This is a genomic window from Marinomonas sp. A3A (assembly GCF_018336955.1).
GTDB lineage: Bacteria > Pseudomonadota > Gammaproteobacteria > Pseudomonadales > Marinomonadaceae > Marinomonas > Marinomonas lutimaris.
This window is the reverse complement of the sequence record NZ_CP025532.1, coordinates 4,127,131-4,140,983: the sequence shown is the minus strand read 5'-3', so window position 1 is coordinate 4,140,983 and position 13,853 is coordinate 4,127,131. Positions and strand designations below refer to the sequence as shown.

Sequence of the window (13,853 nt, the reverse complement as noted above, 5' to 3'; positions counted from 1 at the left end):
GTCATTAGCGTTTGAAAGCTCCACTTGTAAGCACCATCTATGGCAGTTGTTTATGCATTCTTTTTTATATAACCGAAAAGTTCGAGACACTCTGATACAGCTCGTATTTTTTGCAGTCATTTGTTTTGGGATTACTTATCTTGTCCTAAATGCTGCGACCAATATGCGCGATGCGGGTTTGACTAGCGGCTTTGATTTTCTCTTTCAGCGTGCAGGCTACGATATTAGCTATAGCTTGATTCACTATGATCCAAAAACCTCTACGCATTTAATGGCGTGGGCAGCGGGTATGGTCAATACGATTGCGTTTGCCGTTGTGGCTATTTTGCTAACAACTGTGCTTGCTTTGTGTTTGGCTATTATGCGTTTGTCGCAGAATTTCTTATTGTCTAAAGTGTCTCTTTGCCTTGTTGAATATGTTCGTAACGTACCTATTTTGGTGCATATTTCAGTTTGGTATACCTTGTCGCTGATGCTGCCAAGTGTGCGTCAGGCGTTTAATTTTGGAGATGTATCGTTTCTTTCAAATCGTGGTTTATCCATTCCTAGTGTTGAATGGAATTACGGTCTGCTGGCATCTTTAGTGTTTGCTGCGTTATGGATTGTATTGTGCTTTTTGGTCAACAAAAGAGTCTCTACAGCAGGACGACGTATTGTCTCTGTGCTGCTGATGACCGTCGTTTTGGTGGTGTTGGCAAGCCTCGTATTTACGCCAGTTATTAGCTTTACTTCACCTAAATTAGTTGGCTTTAACTTCAAACATGGTTGGACGCTTCCTCCAGAATTTATAATGCTTATAATCGCAGTGAGTACTTACTCTTCGGCGCATGGTTCAGAAGTCATTCGAGGCAGTATTTTGGCTATTTCAAAAGGGCAAATGGAAGCCGGTTTAGCGCTTGGCGTTAAACCTAATGTGGTGATGAATAAGGTGATTATTCCGCAAGCTCTACATTCTATTATTCCGCCAATGACGTCTATTTATATCAACGTACTAAAAGCCGCTGCATTGGGTTCGGTGGTTGGCTTTATGGACATTATGGGCACCATGGGTGGGAGTAGTTTAAATATTACAGGCCAAGCCATTGAGTGCATCGTGATCGTGATGGTGAGTTATGGGATTTTGAATCTGATACTGGCGGCCATTATGGGACGTTTCAACAAAGCTATGCAGTTGAAAGGGCGATAAGATGAATCATCAAGCGAGCATCGAAAAAATAACCGGTAAGCCGATTGAAGCGAGAGCAAAAAAATCGACGCCTTTAAGTTTTAGCCGAGTTGTTGTGTGGATAAAACGTAACCTTTTCAACACTTGGCTAGACAGTTTAGTCACTTTGGCCATTATTGCACTCTTGTGTTTACTGTTGCCAAAAGCTTTAGATTGGCTGTTTTTCTCTGCCACCTTTAGTGGAACAAGCCGTGCGGATTGTGCTCCGGGCGCTGCGTGTTGGATTCCGATCCGACAATACATGGATTATTACATCTACGGACCTTTTCCTGAATCAGAGCAATGGCGAGTGAACTCGGCATTTGCCGTGGGGCTTTTTGCCTTTCCTTTATTGTTTAGCCAACGAATTCCACAAAAATGGATCGTGGTTTATATCCTCGTTTTGCCTGTTGTGCTTTGGTTGTTGCTTAAAGGTGGCTTTATCTTTGAAGACATTTCAACCAGTGCGTTGGGTGGCCTGACGCTGACCTTCTTCTTGGGCATTATTGCCATGTGTTTATCATTGCCTGTGGCCATTCTTTTAGCATTGGGCCGGCGTTCACAGTTGCCTATCTTGCGTTGGGCTTGCATCGGCTACATCGAGATTATTCGTTCTGTACCTGTGATTACCTTCTTGTTCATGGCGTCTTTAGTGTTGCAGCTTTTCTTGCCAAGTGGCGTATCTATCGACGTATTGTTCCGAGTCTTGTTCGTGCTGATTTTCGTTTCGGCTGTGTACAAAGCAGAGATCATTCGAGGTGCGATCCAAGCTGTGCCAAAAGGCCAAATTGAAGCCTCTTATGCGATGGGCTGTGGCTACTGGAAAACTATGGCGTATGTAGTTATGCCGCAAGCATTACGTAATTCAGTCCCTGCGCTAATTACTAACTTCATTGGTTTATTTAAAGAAACCACCTTGGTGATGATTCTTGGTTTATTAGAAGTTATGGGCGCGATTAATGCGACTTTTCATAACGCGGAATGGCTTGGTCTTCATGCAGAAGGTCCAATCGTTATTTCGGCGTTTTTCTTCATCGCTTGTTTTTCTATTGCACAGTACGGCGCGCATCTAGAGCGACGTATCAAACGCACAAAACATTAATTGGAATGCATTATGTCTGAACAAACAGTAGTAAAGCTGGATCAAGTTAATAAATGGTACGGTAAATATCATGCGCTGCGCGATATCGATTTAGCAGTAGCCAAAGGCGAAACCATCGTAATTTGTGGACCTTCTGGTTCAGGGAAATCCACCTTGATTCGTTGCCTTAATAATTTAGAGCAACACGACGAAGGAGATATCACTATTTGCGATATCACCATCCGTGACAATGTTAAAGACATTGAGAAAATTCGTCGTCATACGGGGATGGTGTTTCAGCACTTTAATCTTTTCCCCCATATGACGGTGCTAGATAACTGTACTTTTGGTTTACGTCATGTGTTGGGTATGTCAGTGGCACAGGCGAATGAAGTCGCGCGTGATTTGCTTGATAAAGTGAAAATCGGTGATCAAGAGCAGAAGTATCCAGGTCAACTGTCTGGTGGTCAGCAGCAGCGTGTTGCCATCGCCAGAGCGCTAACTATGTCTCCTGACATTATGTTATTTGATGAACCAACCTCAGCACTTGATCCTGAAATGATTTCTGAAGTGCTGGAAATTATGCGCTCATTGTCGAAAGACGGTATGACAATGATTTGTGTAACTCACGAAATGGGTTTTGCCAAAGAATTCGCGGATCGAATTGTCTTTATGGAAGCGGGCAGTGTAATTGAGATATCACCGCCAGAAGAATTTTTCGTGAAGCCAAAAACAGAGCGGGCCAAAGTTTTCTTGGATCAAATTTTAGCGCATTGATTTTTTTTGGTTTTAGCAATGAAATTTAAAGTTTCTTATCCAACTCGATAAGAAGTGGACCATCTCCTCCCAGGGAAAAGGTCTTTTTGGGGGTAATTCAGTTCACACTGTATTGCCTCTTTTTTTGTCCTGCTGTTTCTTTCCTGCGTGAGATACAATAAGTGCTCTTGCAACCATACAAACCTATTTCAACGTCATAAAACACACATCTCCAGTGTTTATTCTATAGGTTGCGAGCCGTGCCAAATTACGTGATTAGGCTGAAATAAGGTGCCGAGCATATCGAGGAAGTAGCATGTTAAGATTTTTTAAAATCCGCAATGGATTGATTCAAGAAATTTCCAAAGAAGATGAGAATTTTGCCACCCTTCAAAAAGAGGCGAACTGGATTGACGCCGCAGAACCCGATGACGATGAGCGATTACAGCTTAAGGCGTTATTGAGAACAGACCTTCCCGAATCCGATGATGTCGAAGAGATTGAAGCGTCCGCTCGTTGCTTCGTTGACCAAGCAGGCATTCATGTTCACTCATTGTTTTTAAATCAAACGGAAGGGCGCCATAAAACGTCAACCGTTGCTTGTATCTTGCAGCAAGGCAGGCTGATCACCATTCGTGAAACAGAATTAGCTGATTTTAGGTTGTTACGTATGCGTGCGCGACGAGGTCACATTGTGGTGGATTCAGCCGCTCATTTGTTGGTGACTTTACTTGAAAATAAAGTCGAGAACCACGCGGATACGCTAGAAGATTATCATCGTCAGTTGGAAGGTGTGAGCCATCTTGTACTCGAAGACGACGAGACAGAGCTGGATACGATTATTGAAAAATTGGCGCGCTTAGAAGACAGTAACGGCAAAATTCGTCTTTGTCTGATGGATACGCAACGCAATATTTCTTTTCTGCTGCGTCACTTACCTAATCGACAAGACTATTCAGAAACTCTTCGTGAGGTCATGCGTGACGTGGAAACCTTGATGTCTCATACGACTTTCTTGTTCGATAAAATCAACTTCTTGATGGATTCGACACAGGGTTTTATTAACATTGAACAGAATAAAATCATCAAGATTTTCTCTATCGCTTCGGTGGTGTTTTTACCGCCAACTTTGGTTGCCAGTATTTACGGGATGAACTTTAAAATCATGCCTGAATTGGGCTTTGATTACGGCTATCCGGCAGCGTTAGGCTTGATGGTGTTTTCAGCATTTGCACCTTATTGGTATTTTAAACACCGCGGCTGGTTGTAAGCCGCTTATTTTCTTTCTTCTATAAAACTGCATGATCTTGTTGAGTTTGACATGGTTATGCAGCTTTTCTTGTTAGCCTTTACAGTTACTGTGCATTTCTGCCCTGTATATCTTTTTATTTGAGTAATTACTTATTGAAAATGCGGTTGAGAATGACTACCATTTGTTTAATGTTTTTTATTCTTTGGAGAGTGTCGTGGAAGATTCAGTACAGCAGAAAATAGTCGACTTTTTGCAGGTCGGTGGACCTGTGGTATGGATACTGATGGTATTTTCTGTCGTTGCTTTGACAATTGTTTTGTTAAAACTGTGGCAGTTTTCTTCACTTCGCGCGGAGAGTTTAAAAACCAGTAATTTAGCCTTAGATGAATGGCGTAGTGACGAAAATGGTGAAAAAGCGCTTGAGCAGTTAGATGAAAAACGTCCTATCGATGCTTTAGTAGGTTATACCATGCGCGCTTTGTTAGCCGCGAATACCAGTGCCGATTTGATTCGTGAGGAAGTAGAGCGCCGAGCGATGAATCAGCTAAATCAACTTCGCTCTTTTCTACGTCCTTTAGAAATTATTGCGACCTTGAGCCCATTGTTAGGTCTGCTAGGTACCGTATTGGGTATGATCACCGCTTTCCAGCAAATGGAAGGTGCGGGAAACCAAGTTGATCCTTCCGTATTATCTGGTGGTATTTGGCAGGCGCTGTTAACCACCGCAGTGGGTTTGGCAGTAGCGATTCCCGTCGTCACACTGCAAAGCTGGTTAGAGCGAAAAGTAGAACGTATTGCACACAACATGAATGATGCTGTTACTCAGGTTTTTACTAGCAAGCAGGCTAAGCATCTAGTCGAAAAGGCCAACCAAGAGATGTTGCATGCCGCTTAACCTTTCTCAGCCCAAACGTAAAAACGCAATTAGCCTAACACCACTAATCGATGTGGTGTTTATCTTGCTGTTGTTTTTTATGTTGACCTCAAGTTTTGTGCCTTGGCGCATCGTTGATACACCGTTATCTGTGGCATCCGATGTTCAAACGCCGCCTCAAGAAAAAGACAACCTTATCCTGACATTGAAGCAAAATGATGATCAGGTTTGGGTTGATGGAAAAGCAGTTAGTTTCTCCGATCAGTCCCGTTTTCAAACACTCGTCACAGATCATAACGAGGGTGTTTTTATCATCAAAGCAGAAGACGGAGTGACCTTACAGACCTTGATGCATCTTGCTGATCGCTTAAAACTCAATGGCGCAAAAACCGTGTCTATTGCGAATGCTTTTGCGATGCCGCCGGAGACAAAATGAAAATAGGTCAAAAATACGCCGCGAGAAACGCCAGCAGCGACGACAACATGGTGCCACTGATTAACGTGGTGTTTCTGATGTTGGTGTTTTTTATGGTGGCGGGGCAAATTCAAAAAGCAGATCCTATTCCTGTAATGCCTCCACAATCTATTAATGATAACCGCGCTGTTACAGATCCCAATATTGAAATTGTATTGGGCGCCGATGATAGTCTTTATGTTGATGACAAGCTGTTTGCCATCGATGATGTTCAAGCCTATCTAGAGCAGCAGTTTGCTTCTGCTTCAGATAAAGAGGGCTTTTGGGTACAAATCAAAGCCGATGGTGCTATTTCTCTAGAAAAGCTACGACCGATATTTAATCAGGTGCGTTTAGCGGGTCTTACAAAAGTAAGTTTGGCGACACAGCTTGAGCGAGGGAATAAATGATTTCCAAGCGTCATTGGATTATTGCTGGTGGTCTGGCTCTCTCTGTTCACGCTGGCGCTTTCTATGCCGTATTTTATGCCCCAACAGCAGGTAGTCAGGCCGCAGGTAATCAAGGCATTGAGTTCGATTTGGGAATGGTTGGTGATCTTGGTGCTGCGGCACAAAATACAGCTGCTCAAGAAGAAGTAAAAGAGGTTGAGGAAGCAGTAGAAGAGCCGATTGAAGAGGTTCAAGAAGAAGTTGAACCAGAAGTCGAGCCTGAACCTGTGGTTGAGCCTGAACCTGTGGTTGAACCAGAGCCTGTGGTTGAACCAGAACCAGTCGTTGAGCCAGAACCTGTTGTTGAGCCAGAAATCATCAAAGAGCCAGAGCCTGTTGAAATCAAGCAAGCATCACCAATCGAAGTTAAAAAGCCTGAGCCTAAGCCAAAACCAGAGCCAAAACCAGAGCCAAAACCGAAATCGAAACCTGAGCCAAAGCCAGAGCCGAAAAAAGCGGCGCCAGTGGTAAAAGCCGCTCCTAAACAAGTTGCACCGCCATCAATGGCGAATCAAAAAGCAACAACAGGAAGCTCAAACGCGGCAACGAGTGGCGGTAATCCTGGCGCTAAGGCAAACTATTTTACACAGTTAACATCGATATTTGCTCAGAATAAACGTTATCCAAGAGCATCCCGTCGCCGCAATGAAGAGGGCGTTGTTTCCTTGTCTTTTGTTGCTCACGCGGATGGTTCTGTATCAGACGTAAAGATCACCGAGAGTTCAGGTCATAAACGTTTGGATAATGCGGTATTGGATATGATAAAGCGTTCTACGCCTTTGCCTAAATTTTCAAAGGAAATGGCGGAAACTGAGTTACGGATCAACTTACCCGTGTCCTTTAAGCTAAGTGACCTTATGTGATGATCAAACTAATATAAAATCAAGAGCTGGATAACAAAGAAACGCCGCGCTTTGAATATCAAAGCGCGGCGTTTTCGTTTCATTGTTGGAAATAAGGTTAGCGTGCGATCAGCTTTTCAGGTGTTGGATTTTTTGGAAGCAATAACCAAACCTTGCCAAAATGTTTTAACTGACCAGCATGAATGTGCGCTTCCTCGCCTACGCCTTGGTACCAATCGATATGCCCTGGTCCTTTAATTGCGCCACCTTTGTCTTGGGCGAGCAAGAGACGAAACTCATGACCGATTAAATTACCATAAACGTCTAGTTTAGGAACTTGAGCCAACAGAATAGAGCCAAGAGGAATGACTTTTGGATCCACTGCAGCAGAATACAAAGGTGTTAATGGCACGTTAGCTGCGCCAACAGGATTTTGAGGGCCTTCGCTAAAAAACAAATAACTTGGGTTGGTAGATAGAATTTCACGATTACGATCTGGGTGATCACTTAGCCATTGGCGAATGCTTTGAGCCGAAATATTGGCTCGGTCAATCTCGCCTTTTTCAATAAGCACTTTTCCTAAGCTTCGATAAGGATGTCCGTTAACGCCGCCCCAAGATAAGAGTTTGCGTTCGCCATTTTCATACTCGACTACGCCGGAACCTTGTACGTGCAAGAAAAAATTGTCGACTAAACTGGATGTATAGGCGATTTCCAATCCTTGTCCGGCCAGTGCATTTTCAAAATCTATCTGTTCACGAGACGGGTATTTTCCGTCGGCATTTCGTTGTGCTGGTTTACGGTAAAGCGGATAGCGGTAAACTTCATCTGGTAAGTGTCGGACTGGCAAAATAGGCACATAGTAGCCAGTTATTTGTACGTTGCCTCTTTGATCTTGCCCTGCTAATTGGTGAGCAATTAATTGCGGTTGCTGTGCGGGATTGTGTAGCCATTTACCAATTTCTTGTGCAACGATTTTCAAATCCGCCACACTGGTTTGTGTATTTTCAAGTACGAAATCTTTATCGCCAATACGGTTCAAGTACTTTAGTTGTTGCTGTAAGCCACTTTCGAAACTGGCATCTGGCATTGGCAAGCCAGGTGGAAGACTTTCCTTTAAATATAAGGTGTCACGCTTTAGTGCCGCGGTGTCTCGACCATTGTTTTCAAAGTCATTGGAGTTGTCGATTTCGTTTACACTGCAACTACTAAGTAGAGTAAAAGAAATGAGACAAAGTGGGCGGATTAGGAAGCGGCGATGTGTTTTAGAGGGTAAAAGGTGTCGTAAAAAAGAAGAAAAAATCATAAGCCCTATTTCTATAAAATGAATCGGTAAAGTAACTATATGCAGCATTTTGACCGCACAAGAAGAGCGAGGTTCATCTTGGATTTTTATAGAAATGAAAGCAATGACTGAAGGGGAGTTTTACACTTTCCCAGCGTTAGTGTTTAGAACATCAGGTATTCGTAGGCTTGCCTGAGTCCAATGAAAATGTCTTGGTCGCCGCCTCTGTCTGGATGATGTTTTTGGGCCAGCTTGCGGTACTGTTGTTTTATTGTTGCTTTGGTTGGGTTATTGCTGTCGATTTGTAGGGTTTTGAGTGCAGAGTCTCGGTTACCAGGTAAACTAATGCCTTTGTAGAAGCTATTGAGAAGGCGAGAAACTTCATCTTCATCGGTTTTTTCGTACTCCTCCCAGTCTAAATAGTAAGCAGCTAACTTTGCGTCTACGCTGTCGTTTAAACTGGTACTGGCAGACAATTGGATCTCTGATGCGCTAAGTAGATGGATTCGAAGTGCACTGATGTTTAACATCAGGTTTTCTTCTTGCCAAAGGCTGCTTTGTAATTGATACAAAGCATTCATGATAAGAAAATGCTGGCGAAATAGCTGCAAGTTGGCATCGTCGGCAAGCTTGCTAAATTCTGGTAGCTGATCTTTTAACGCTTTTAGTATGTCAAACTCACTCATACCATTTGGATGGTTTTTTAGGATCGCGAGAATCGGACCAACTAAAGGATTTTTCATATCTAGCTCGTATACTTTAGGCATTTATTACAGTGTATGTGATGAACCTAAAAAGGGTCAAAGTTGAGCCAGATATTTTTTGTTAATTTGGATAGTAGAAAGACAACGTTATGTTATGGATTATTGGTATTGTCATTGCTCTTTTATTATTTGTTGGGCCAAGCGCTTGGGTAAAATTTACCTTAAAACGCTACGCCACGGATCGTGACGATTTAGCGGGCACAGGTGGCGAACTCGCGACCCACTTAGTGAAACGGTTTGAGCTGAATGACGTAAAAGTAGAAGCAGCAAAAGAAGGCCAAGACCATTTCGACTTTGGCCAACATGCGGTTCGCCTTAGCCCGAGTGTACTTAATGGTCGCTCATTAACTGCTGTCGCCGTGGCTGCTCATGAAGTAGGGCACGCCATTGCTCATGAAAAGAAACAAAAGATCTCTCATTTAAGTTCTCGCTATTTACCCTTGGCGCATTTTGCCCGTCGTATTACCGCTGGGCTGTTACTCGGCTGGCCGCTGATTTCGGTGCTGCTGCATTTGCCTTACGCCGTAGCGCTTCATGCGCTGGTGGTTGGCATGTCAGGTTTATTAGCCGTGCTGGTACAAGTCGCGATACTGCCGGAAGAATGGGACGCCAGCTTCAACAAAGCACTACCCATATTGAGAGAAGGCAACTACATCCCACAGGAAGATCTACCCAAAGTGAAACGCATCTTAACCGCCTGCGCCATGACCTACGTCGCTGCTGCGTTAATCAAAGTACTCTTCGTGTGGCGATGGTTTAAACGCTAACTCCCTTCTTTACTCCGCCTCGTAGGTCGGATGAGGGAGGCACGACCGTAATCCGACGTGTTGATGTAAGTCGCGTCTTCAGGCCGACAGATCACGTCCTCACAAGACTCGAACCAAACGGCGTTTATCTTCACTCTCTAACTTAAGGAAAGTACGCCTACCTCATCAAAACGCCGTTTGGTTCTCATTGTATGGATGCATTAAACCTTGTAGGTCGGATGAGAGAGGCACGAGCGTAATCCGACGTATTTGACCTTCTTATACACACAAAATCGATAAACAACTGTCATAAAAAAGGCATGAACTTCGCATAAAATCGTCTTAATATGAAAACTGACTTTTTGGTTAGTATTTTGATACGCAGATGATTGTATGAATGGAGTTTTTGCATGACGTTTTTTGTTCCTAAGGGCGCGACGCTTTTCGCCTCTTCTTTGTTGTTTGCTGCGATGGCGCAGGCTTCTACTATTGACTTGCGGGTCATGGAAACCACGGATATTCACATGAATTTGGTGGATTACGATTACTACGGCGATAAGCAAAGTGATGCGGTTGGTTTGTCTCGTGTTGCGACCTTGATAAAAGCGGCGCGTGCGGAAGTGACGAACTCTGTGTTGGTGGATAACGGTGACTTATTACAGGGCACGCCGTTGGGCGATTATGTTGCCAAAGGTCGAGTGCTGCGCTTTGGTGAGACGCATCCTGCGTTTAAAGCGATGAATTTGTTGGATTACGATGTGGGTAATATCGGTAACCACGAATTTAACTATGGCTTAGACTTTTTAATGAAGAGTTTAAGTGGCGCTAATTTCCCTTACGTTAACTCGAATGTCTATGTGGACGATGGCGATAACGATGCGTCTAACGATCAGCCTTACTTCCAACCTTATATCATCAAAGACAAAACCTTCGTCGATTCTGACGGCAAAAAACAAACGGTCAAAATCGGTTACATTGGTTTTGTACCACCGCAAATTATGACCTGGGATAAAGACAATTTAACCCATAAAGTTATTGCCAAAGACATTATCGAAACCGCTAATAAATACGTGCCTGAAATGAAAGCCAAAGGCGCGGATGTGATTATTGCGATTCCACACAGTGGCATGATGAACTCGCCTTACATGAAAGGCGAAGAAAACGCGTCTTATCATCTTGCAAAAGTAGACGGCATTGATGCGATTTTATTTGGTCACTCTCATCGCATTTTTCCTGGCGACAAAGCATTAGACGCTTTTGAAGGTGTGGATGGCGAAAAAGGCACGGTGTTTGGTAAGCCTGCCACTATGCCTGGGTTCTGGGGATCTCACCTTGGGGTGATTGATTTAAAACTAGAGCCAGCGGGTAATGGTTGGAAAGTTGCCGATGGCAAGGCCGAAGTGCGTGCCATCTCTCGCCGTGAAGGCCGAACTACTGTAGCTTTGGTTGAAGCCGATGCGAGCATTAATGACGCTGTGAAAACCGAACACGAAGGTACTTTGGCTTATATGCGTCGCAAAGTGGGTGAATCCACTGCAGACATTAATAGCTTCTTTGCACTCGTGCAGGATGATCCATCCATTCAGATCGTGAACAATGCGCAGATTTGGTATGTGGAAAACATTGTTCGTGGTACGTCTTATGAAGGCTTGCCTATTTTATCTGCGGCAGCGCCGTTTAAGGCTGGTGGTCGCGGTGGTCCAGACTATTACACGGATGTGCCAAAAGGCGATATCGCCCTGAAAAACGTCAGTGATTTGTACATCTACCCGAACGATTTAAAAGTGGTGAAGTTGACTGGTGCGCAAGTGGTGGAATGGTTAGAAGCGGCTGCTGGGCAGTTTAATCAGATCGACCCTAATGTAACTGAGCCTCAACAGTTGGTGAATGCGTCTTTCCCAACCTATAACTTCGATGTGATTGATGGTATTTCTTACAAGATCGATGTCACCCAGCCTGCTCGCTACAACGGAGATGGGGAAGTGGTGAATAAAGACGCGCATCGTATTACCAAGGCGATGTTTAACGGCGAACCATTAAGAATGAAAGATGAGTTCTTGGTAGCAACCAATAACTATCGCGCTGGCGGCGGCGGTCATTTCCCTAACCTGAATGGTGAAACCATCGTGATTGATGCCCCAGACAAAAACCGTGATGTGGTAGCAAATTACTTACTGAGCCAGACAACCATAAATCCAGCGGCTGACGGCAATTGGTCGTTTACCGAGTTTGGCAAAGCAAAAGTCTTGTTTACAAGCTCGCCAAAAGCAAAAGAAGCCGCGGCTAAAAACATGATGTATCAGTCTTTAGATGAAAATGGTTTTGCTGTGTTTCAGATCAAATAGCTCAGATGAAATAGCTCAGATGAAATAGCTGAGTTGCAATAACGGCTATTGAAATAGAACGAAGCGCCTAAACAAAAAAAACGCCTGCTAGGATTTAGCAGGCGTTTTTTTGTGAGCTTTTTTGCCTTTTATTAACGCTGTTTGGTTTCAAACTCTGGGTGAATCCAAACGGGCGCGTTTAGGCTTGGCAAGGCGTCTTTGCCCAAAATCATGTCGGCGGCTTTTTCTGCCACCATGATAGTCGGCGCATTCAAGTTACCGTTGGTGATAGTCGGGAAAATAGACGAATCCACCACTCGTAGGTTTTCGAGACCTCGCACTTGGCACTGCTCGTTTAACACGGCCATTGGGTCGTTGTCGTCGCCCATCTTACAAGTACAAGATGGATGATAAGCACTTTCCACGTTTTCTTTTACCCATTGGTCGATTTCTTCATCGCTCTGGATATTCATGCCTGGCTGAATTTCATCGCCACGATAATCGTCTAGTGCGGATTGTTGCAACACTTCACGAGTTAGGCGGATGGTGTCGCGCCAGTCCTGCTTGTCTTGTTCGGTAGAAATGTAGTTAAACAAGATGCGCGGCTTCGCCGCTGGATTAGCAGATTCAATCCATAACTTACCACGGCTTTCTGGCTTGTTTGGGCCAACGTGTACTTGGAATCCATGACCTTCAACTGCTGCTTGACCATCGTAACGCATGGCGGCTGGCAAGAAGTGATATTGAATGTTTGGCCATTTAAGACCCGCACGAGAGCGAATAAAACCACAGGATTCAAAGTGGTTGGTTGCGCCAAGGCCCGTTTTAAATAACATCCAGCGGGTACCGATCAAGCCTTTGCTGATCAAGCCAAGTTTGCTGTTTAACGTCACAGGCTTCTTGCAGTAGTACTGGAAGTAGACTTCCAAATGATCTTGCAGGTTTTCACCCACGCCTGGTAATTCGTGAAGCACAGGAACGCCAGCTTTTTCTAGTACGTCTTTTGGACCTACGCCAGACAGTTGCAATAATTGAGGTGAGCCAACTGAGCCTGCTGAAAGAATGACCTCTTTGCTGGCCGTTGCTTGTTGGGTTTGACCGTTTTTGCTGAATTCAATGCCTGTGGCGGTTTTGCCATTGAACAATACTTTATGGCTTAGCACGCCCGTTTTTAGCGTCAAGTTAGGGCGTTGCATAGCACGACGTAAATAGGCGTTAGACGTAGAAGCACGCACGCCATTTTTTACCGTCATGTGCATTGGGCCAAAACCTTCCTGACGAAACGCGTTGTAGTCGTCAGTTTTGCCGTAACCGGCTTCTTCGCCTGCATCGATAAAGGCTTGGTAAAGCGGGTTGTAGGTCATGTCGTTGCCGTTGTTGGTCGACAATGGGCCGTCGCCGCCACGGTATAAGTCCGCGCCGCCTTTCCATGTTTCGGCTTTTTTAAAGTAAGGCAGGCAAGTTTGGTAGTTCCAACCTTTGGCGCCGTTTTCTTCCCACTGGTCGAAATCACACGCATGACCACGCACATAAACCATGCCGTTAATAGACGATGAACCGCCTAGTACTTTGCCGCGTGGACAATGCATTTCACGGCCATCAAGACCTGGTTCTTTGTCTGTGTGGAATTGCCACGCGTATTTTGTCGTGTTCATTGGGTAAGACAAGGCGGTTGGCATTTGGATAAAGACGCTCTTGTCTGAGCCGCCCATTTCCAATAGCAACACCTTGTGTTCGCCACTTTCTGTCAGTCGATCGGCTAGCACACAGCCTGCGGAGCCAGCACCGACGATAATGTAATCGTACGTTTCGTTTGCCATGA

Annotated in this window: 13 protein-coding genes; 10 read left to right on the top strand and 3 right to left on the bottom strand. The window is 44.5% G+C overall.

The features are described 5' to 3' along the window. Positions 1 to 52 precede the first annotated feature (52 nt). The 8 genes from CYL31_RS19425 to CYL31_RS19390 all read left to right on the top strand — a co-directional run bounded on the left by CYL31_RS19425 (position 53) and on the right by CYL31_RS19390 (position 6,933). Positions 53 to 1,186, top strand: coding sequence for an amino acid ABC transporter permease (locus tag CYL31_RS19425; protein ID WP_212916784.1), 1,134 nt, complete (start codon positions 53 to 55; stop codon positions 1,184 to 1,186). A gap of 1 nt (position 1,187) precedes the next feature. Further along, entirely contained in the window at positions 1,188 to 2,306 is a 1,119-nt protein-coding gene (locus CYL31_RS19420; RefSeq protein ID WP_212916783.1) for an amino acid ABC transporter permease, read from the top strand. Positions 2,307 to 2,318: 12 nt separating this feature from the next. Beyond that, the gene (locus tag CYL31_RS19415; protein ID WP_212916782.1) at positions 2,319 to 3,062 is read left to right on the top strand and encodes an amino acid ABC transporter ATP-binding protein; all 744 of its coding nucleotides are present in this window, start codon (positions 2,319 to 2,321) and stop codon (positions 3,060 to 3,062) included. Positions 3,063 to 3,357: 295 nt separating this feature from the next. Beyond that, a complete protein-coding gene (corA, locus tag CYL31_RS19410; RefSeq protein ID WP_212916781.1) occupies positions 3,358 to 4,311 on the top strand; it encodes a magnesium/cobalt transporter CorA in 954 nt (317 codons plus the stop codon). Between the two features lie 196 nt (positions 4,312 to 4,507). Beyond that, positions 4,508 to 5,188 (top strand): MotA/TolQ/ExbB proton channel family protein, encoded by a 681-nt coding sequence (locus tag CYL31_RS19405; protein WP_212916780.1) that lies wholly within the window; start codon positions 4,508 to 4,510, stop codon positions 5,186 to 5,188. Then, positions 5,178 to 5,603 carry an ExbD/TolR family protein gene (locus CYL31_RS19400; protein ID WP_212916779.1) on the top strand — a complete coding sequence of 142 codons (426 nt, stop codon included), beginning with the start codon at positions 5,178 to 5,180 and terminating at the stop codon, positions 5,601 to 5,603. Before CYL31_RS19405 ends, CYL31_RS19400 begins: the two co-directional genes overlap by 11 nt. Further along, entirely contained in the window at positions 5,600 to 6,031 is a 432-nt protein-coding gene (locus tag CYL31_RS19395; protein ID WP_212916778.1) for an ExbD/TolR family protein, read from the top strand. Before CYL31_RS19400 ends, CYL31_RS19395 begins: the two co-directional genes overlap by 4 nt. Beyond that, positions 6,028 to 6,933, top strand: coding sequence for an energy transducer TonB (locus tag CYL31_RS19390; protein WP_212916777.1), 906 nt, complete (start codon positions 6,028 to 6,030; stop codon positions 6,931 to 6,933). The genes CYL31_RS19395 and CYL31_RS19390 overlap by 4 nt, the downstream gene beginning before the upstream one ends. Positions 6,934 to 7,030: 97 nt before the next feature. On the opposite strand, the gene mltA is transcribed toward CYL31_RS19390, so the two are convergent. Next, positions 7,031 to 8,218, bottom strand: coding sequence for a murein transglycosylase A (gene mltA, locus CYL31_RS19385; protein ID WP_212916776.1), 1,188 nt, complete (start codon positions 8,216 to 8,218; stop codon positions 7,031 to 7,033). 143 nt (positions 8,219 to 8,361) lie between these two features. After that, entirely contained in the window at positions 8,362 to 8,940 is a 579-nt protein-coding gene (locus CYL31_RS19380; RefSeq protein ID WP_212916775.1) for a DNA-J related domain-containing protein, read from the bottom strand. Positions 8,941 to 9,050: 110 nt separating this feature from the next. Here CYL31_RS19380 and CYL31_RS19375 point away from each other — a divergent pair, with 110 nt between their 5' ends. Beyond that, positions 9,051 to 9,728: a zinc metallopeptidase gene (locus CYL31_RS19375; protein WP_212916774.1), complete on the top strand. Its 678-nt coding sequence runs from the start codon at positions 9,051 to 9,053 to the stop codon at positions 9,726 to 9,728. A gap of 389 nt (positions 9,729 to 10,117) precedes the next feature. Continuing rightward, positions 10,118 to 12,052, top strand: coding sequence for a bifunctional 2',3'-cyclic-nucleotide 2'-phosphodiesterase/3'-nucleotidase (locus CYL31_RS19370; protein ID WP_212916773.1), 1,935 nt, complete (start codon positions 10,118 to 10,120; stop codon positions 12,050 to 12,052). 131 nt (positions 12,053 to 12,183) lie between these two features. Here CYL31_RS19370 and betA read toward each other — a convergent pair whose 3' ends face one another. Further along, a complete protein-coding gene (gene betA, locus CYL31_RS19365; RefSeq protein WP_212916772.1) occupies positions 12,184 to 13,851 on the bottom strand; it encodes a choline dehydrogenase in 1,668 nt (555 codons plus the stop codon). Between the last annotated feature and the right edge of the window lie 2 nt (positions 13,852 to 13,853).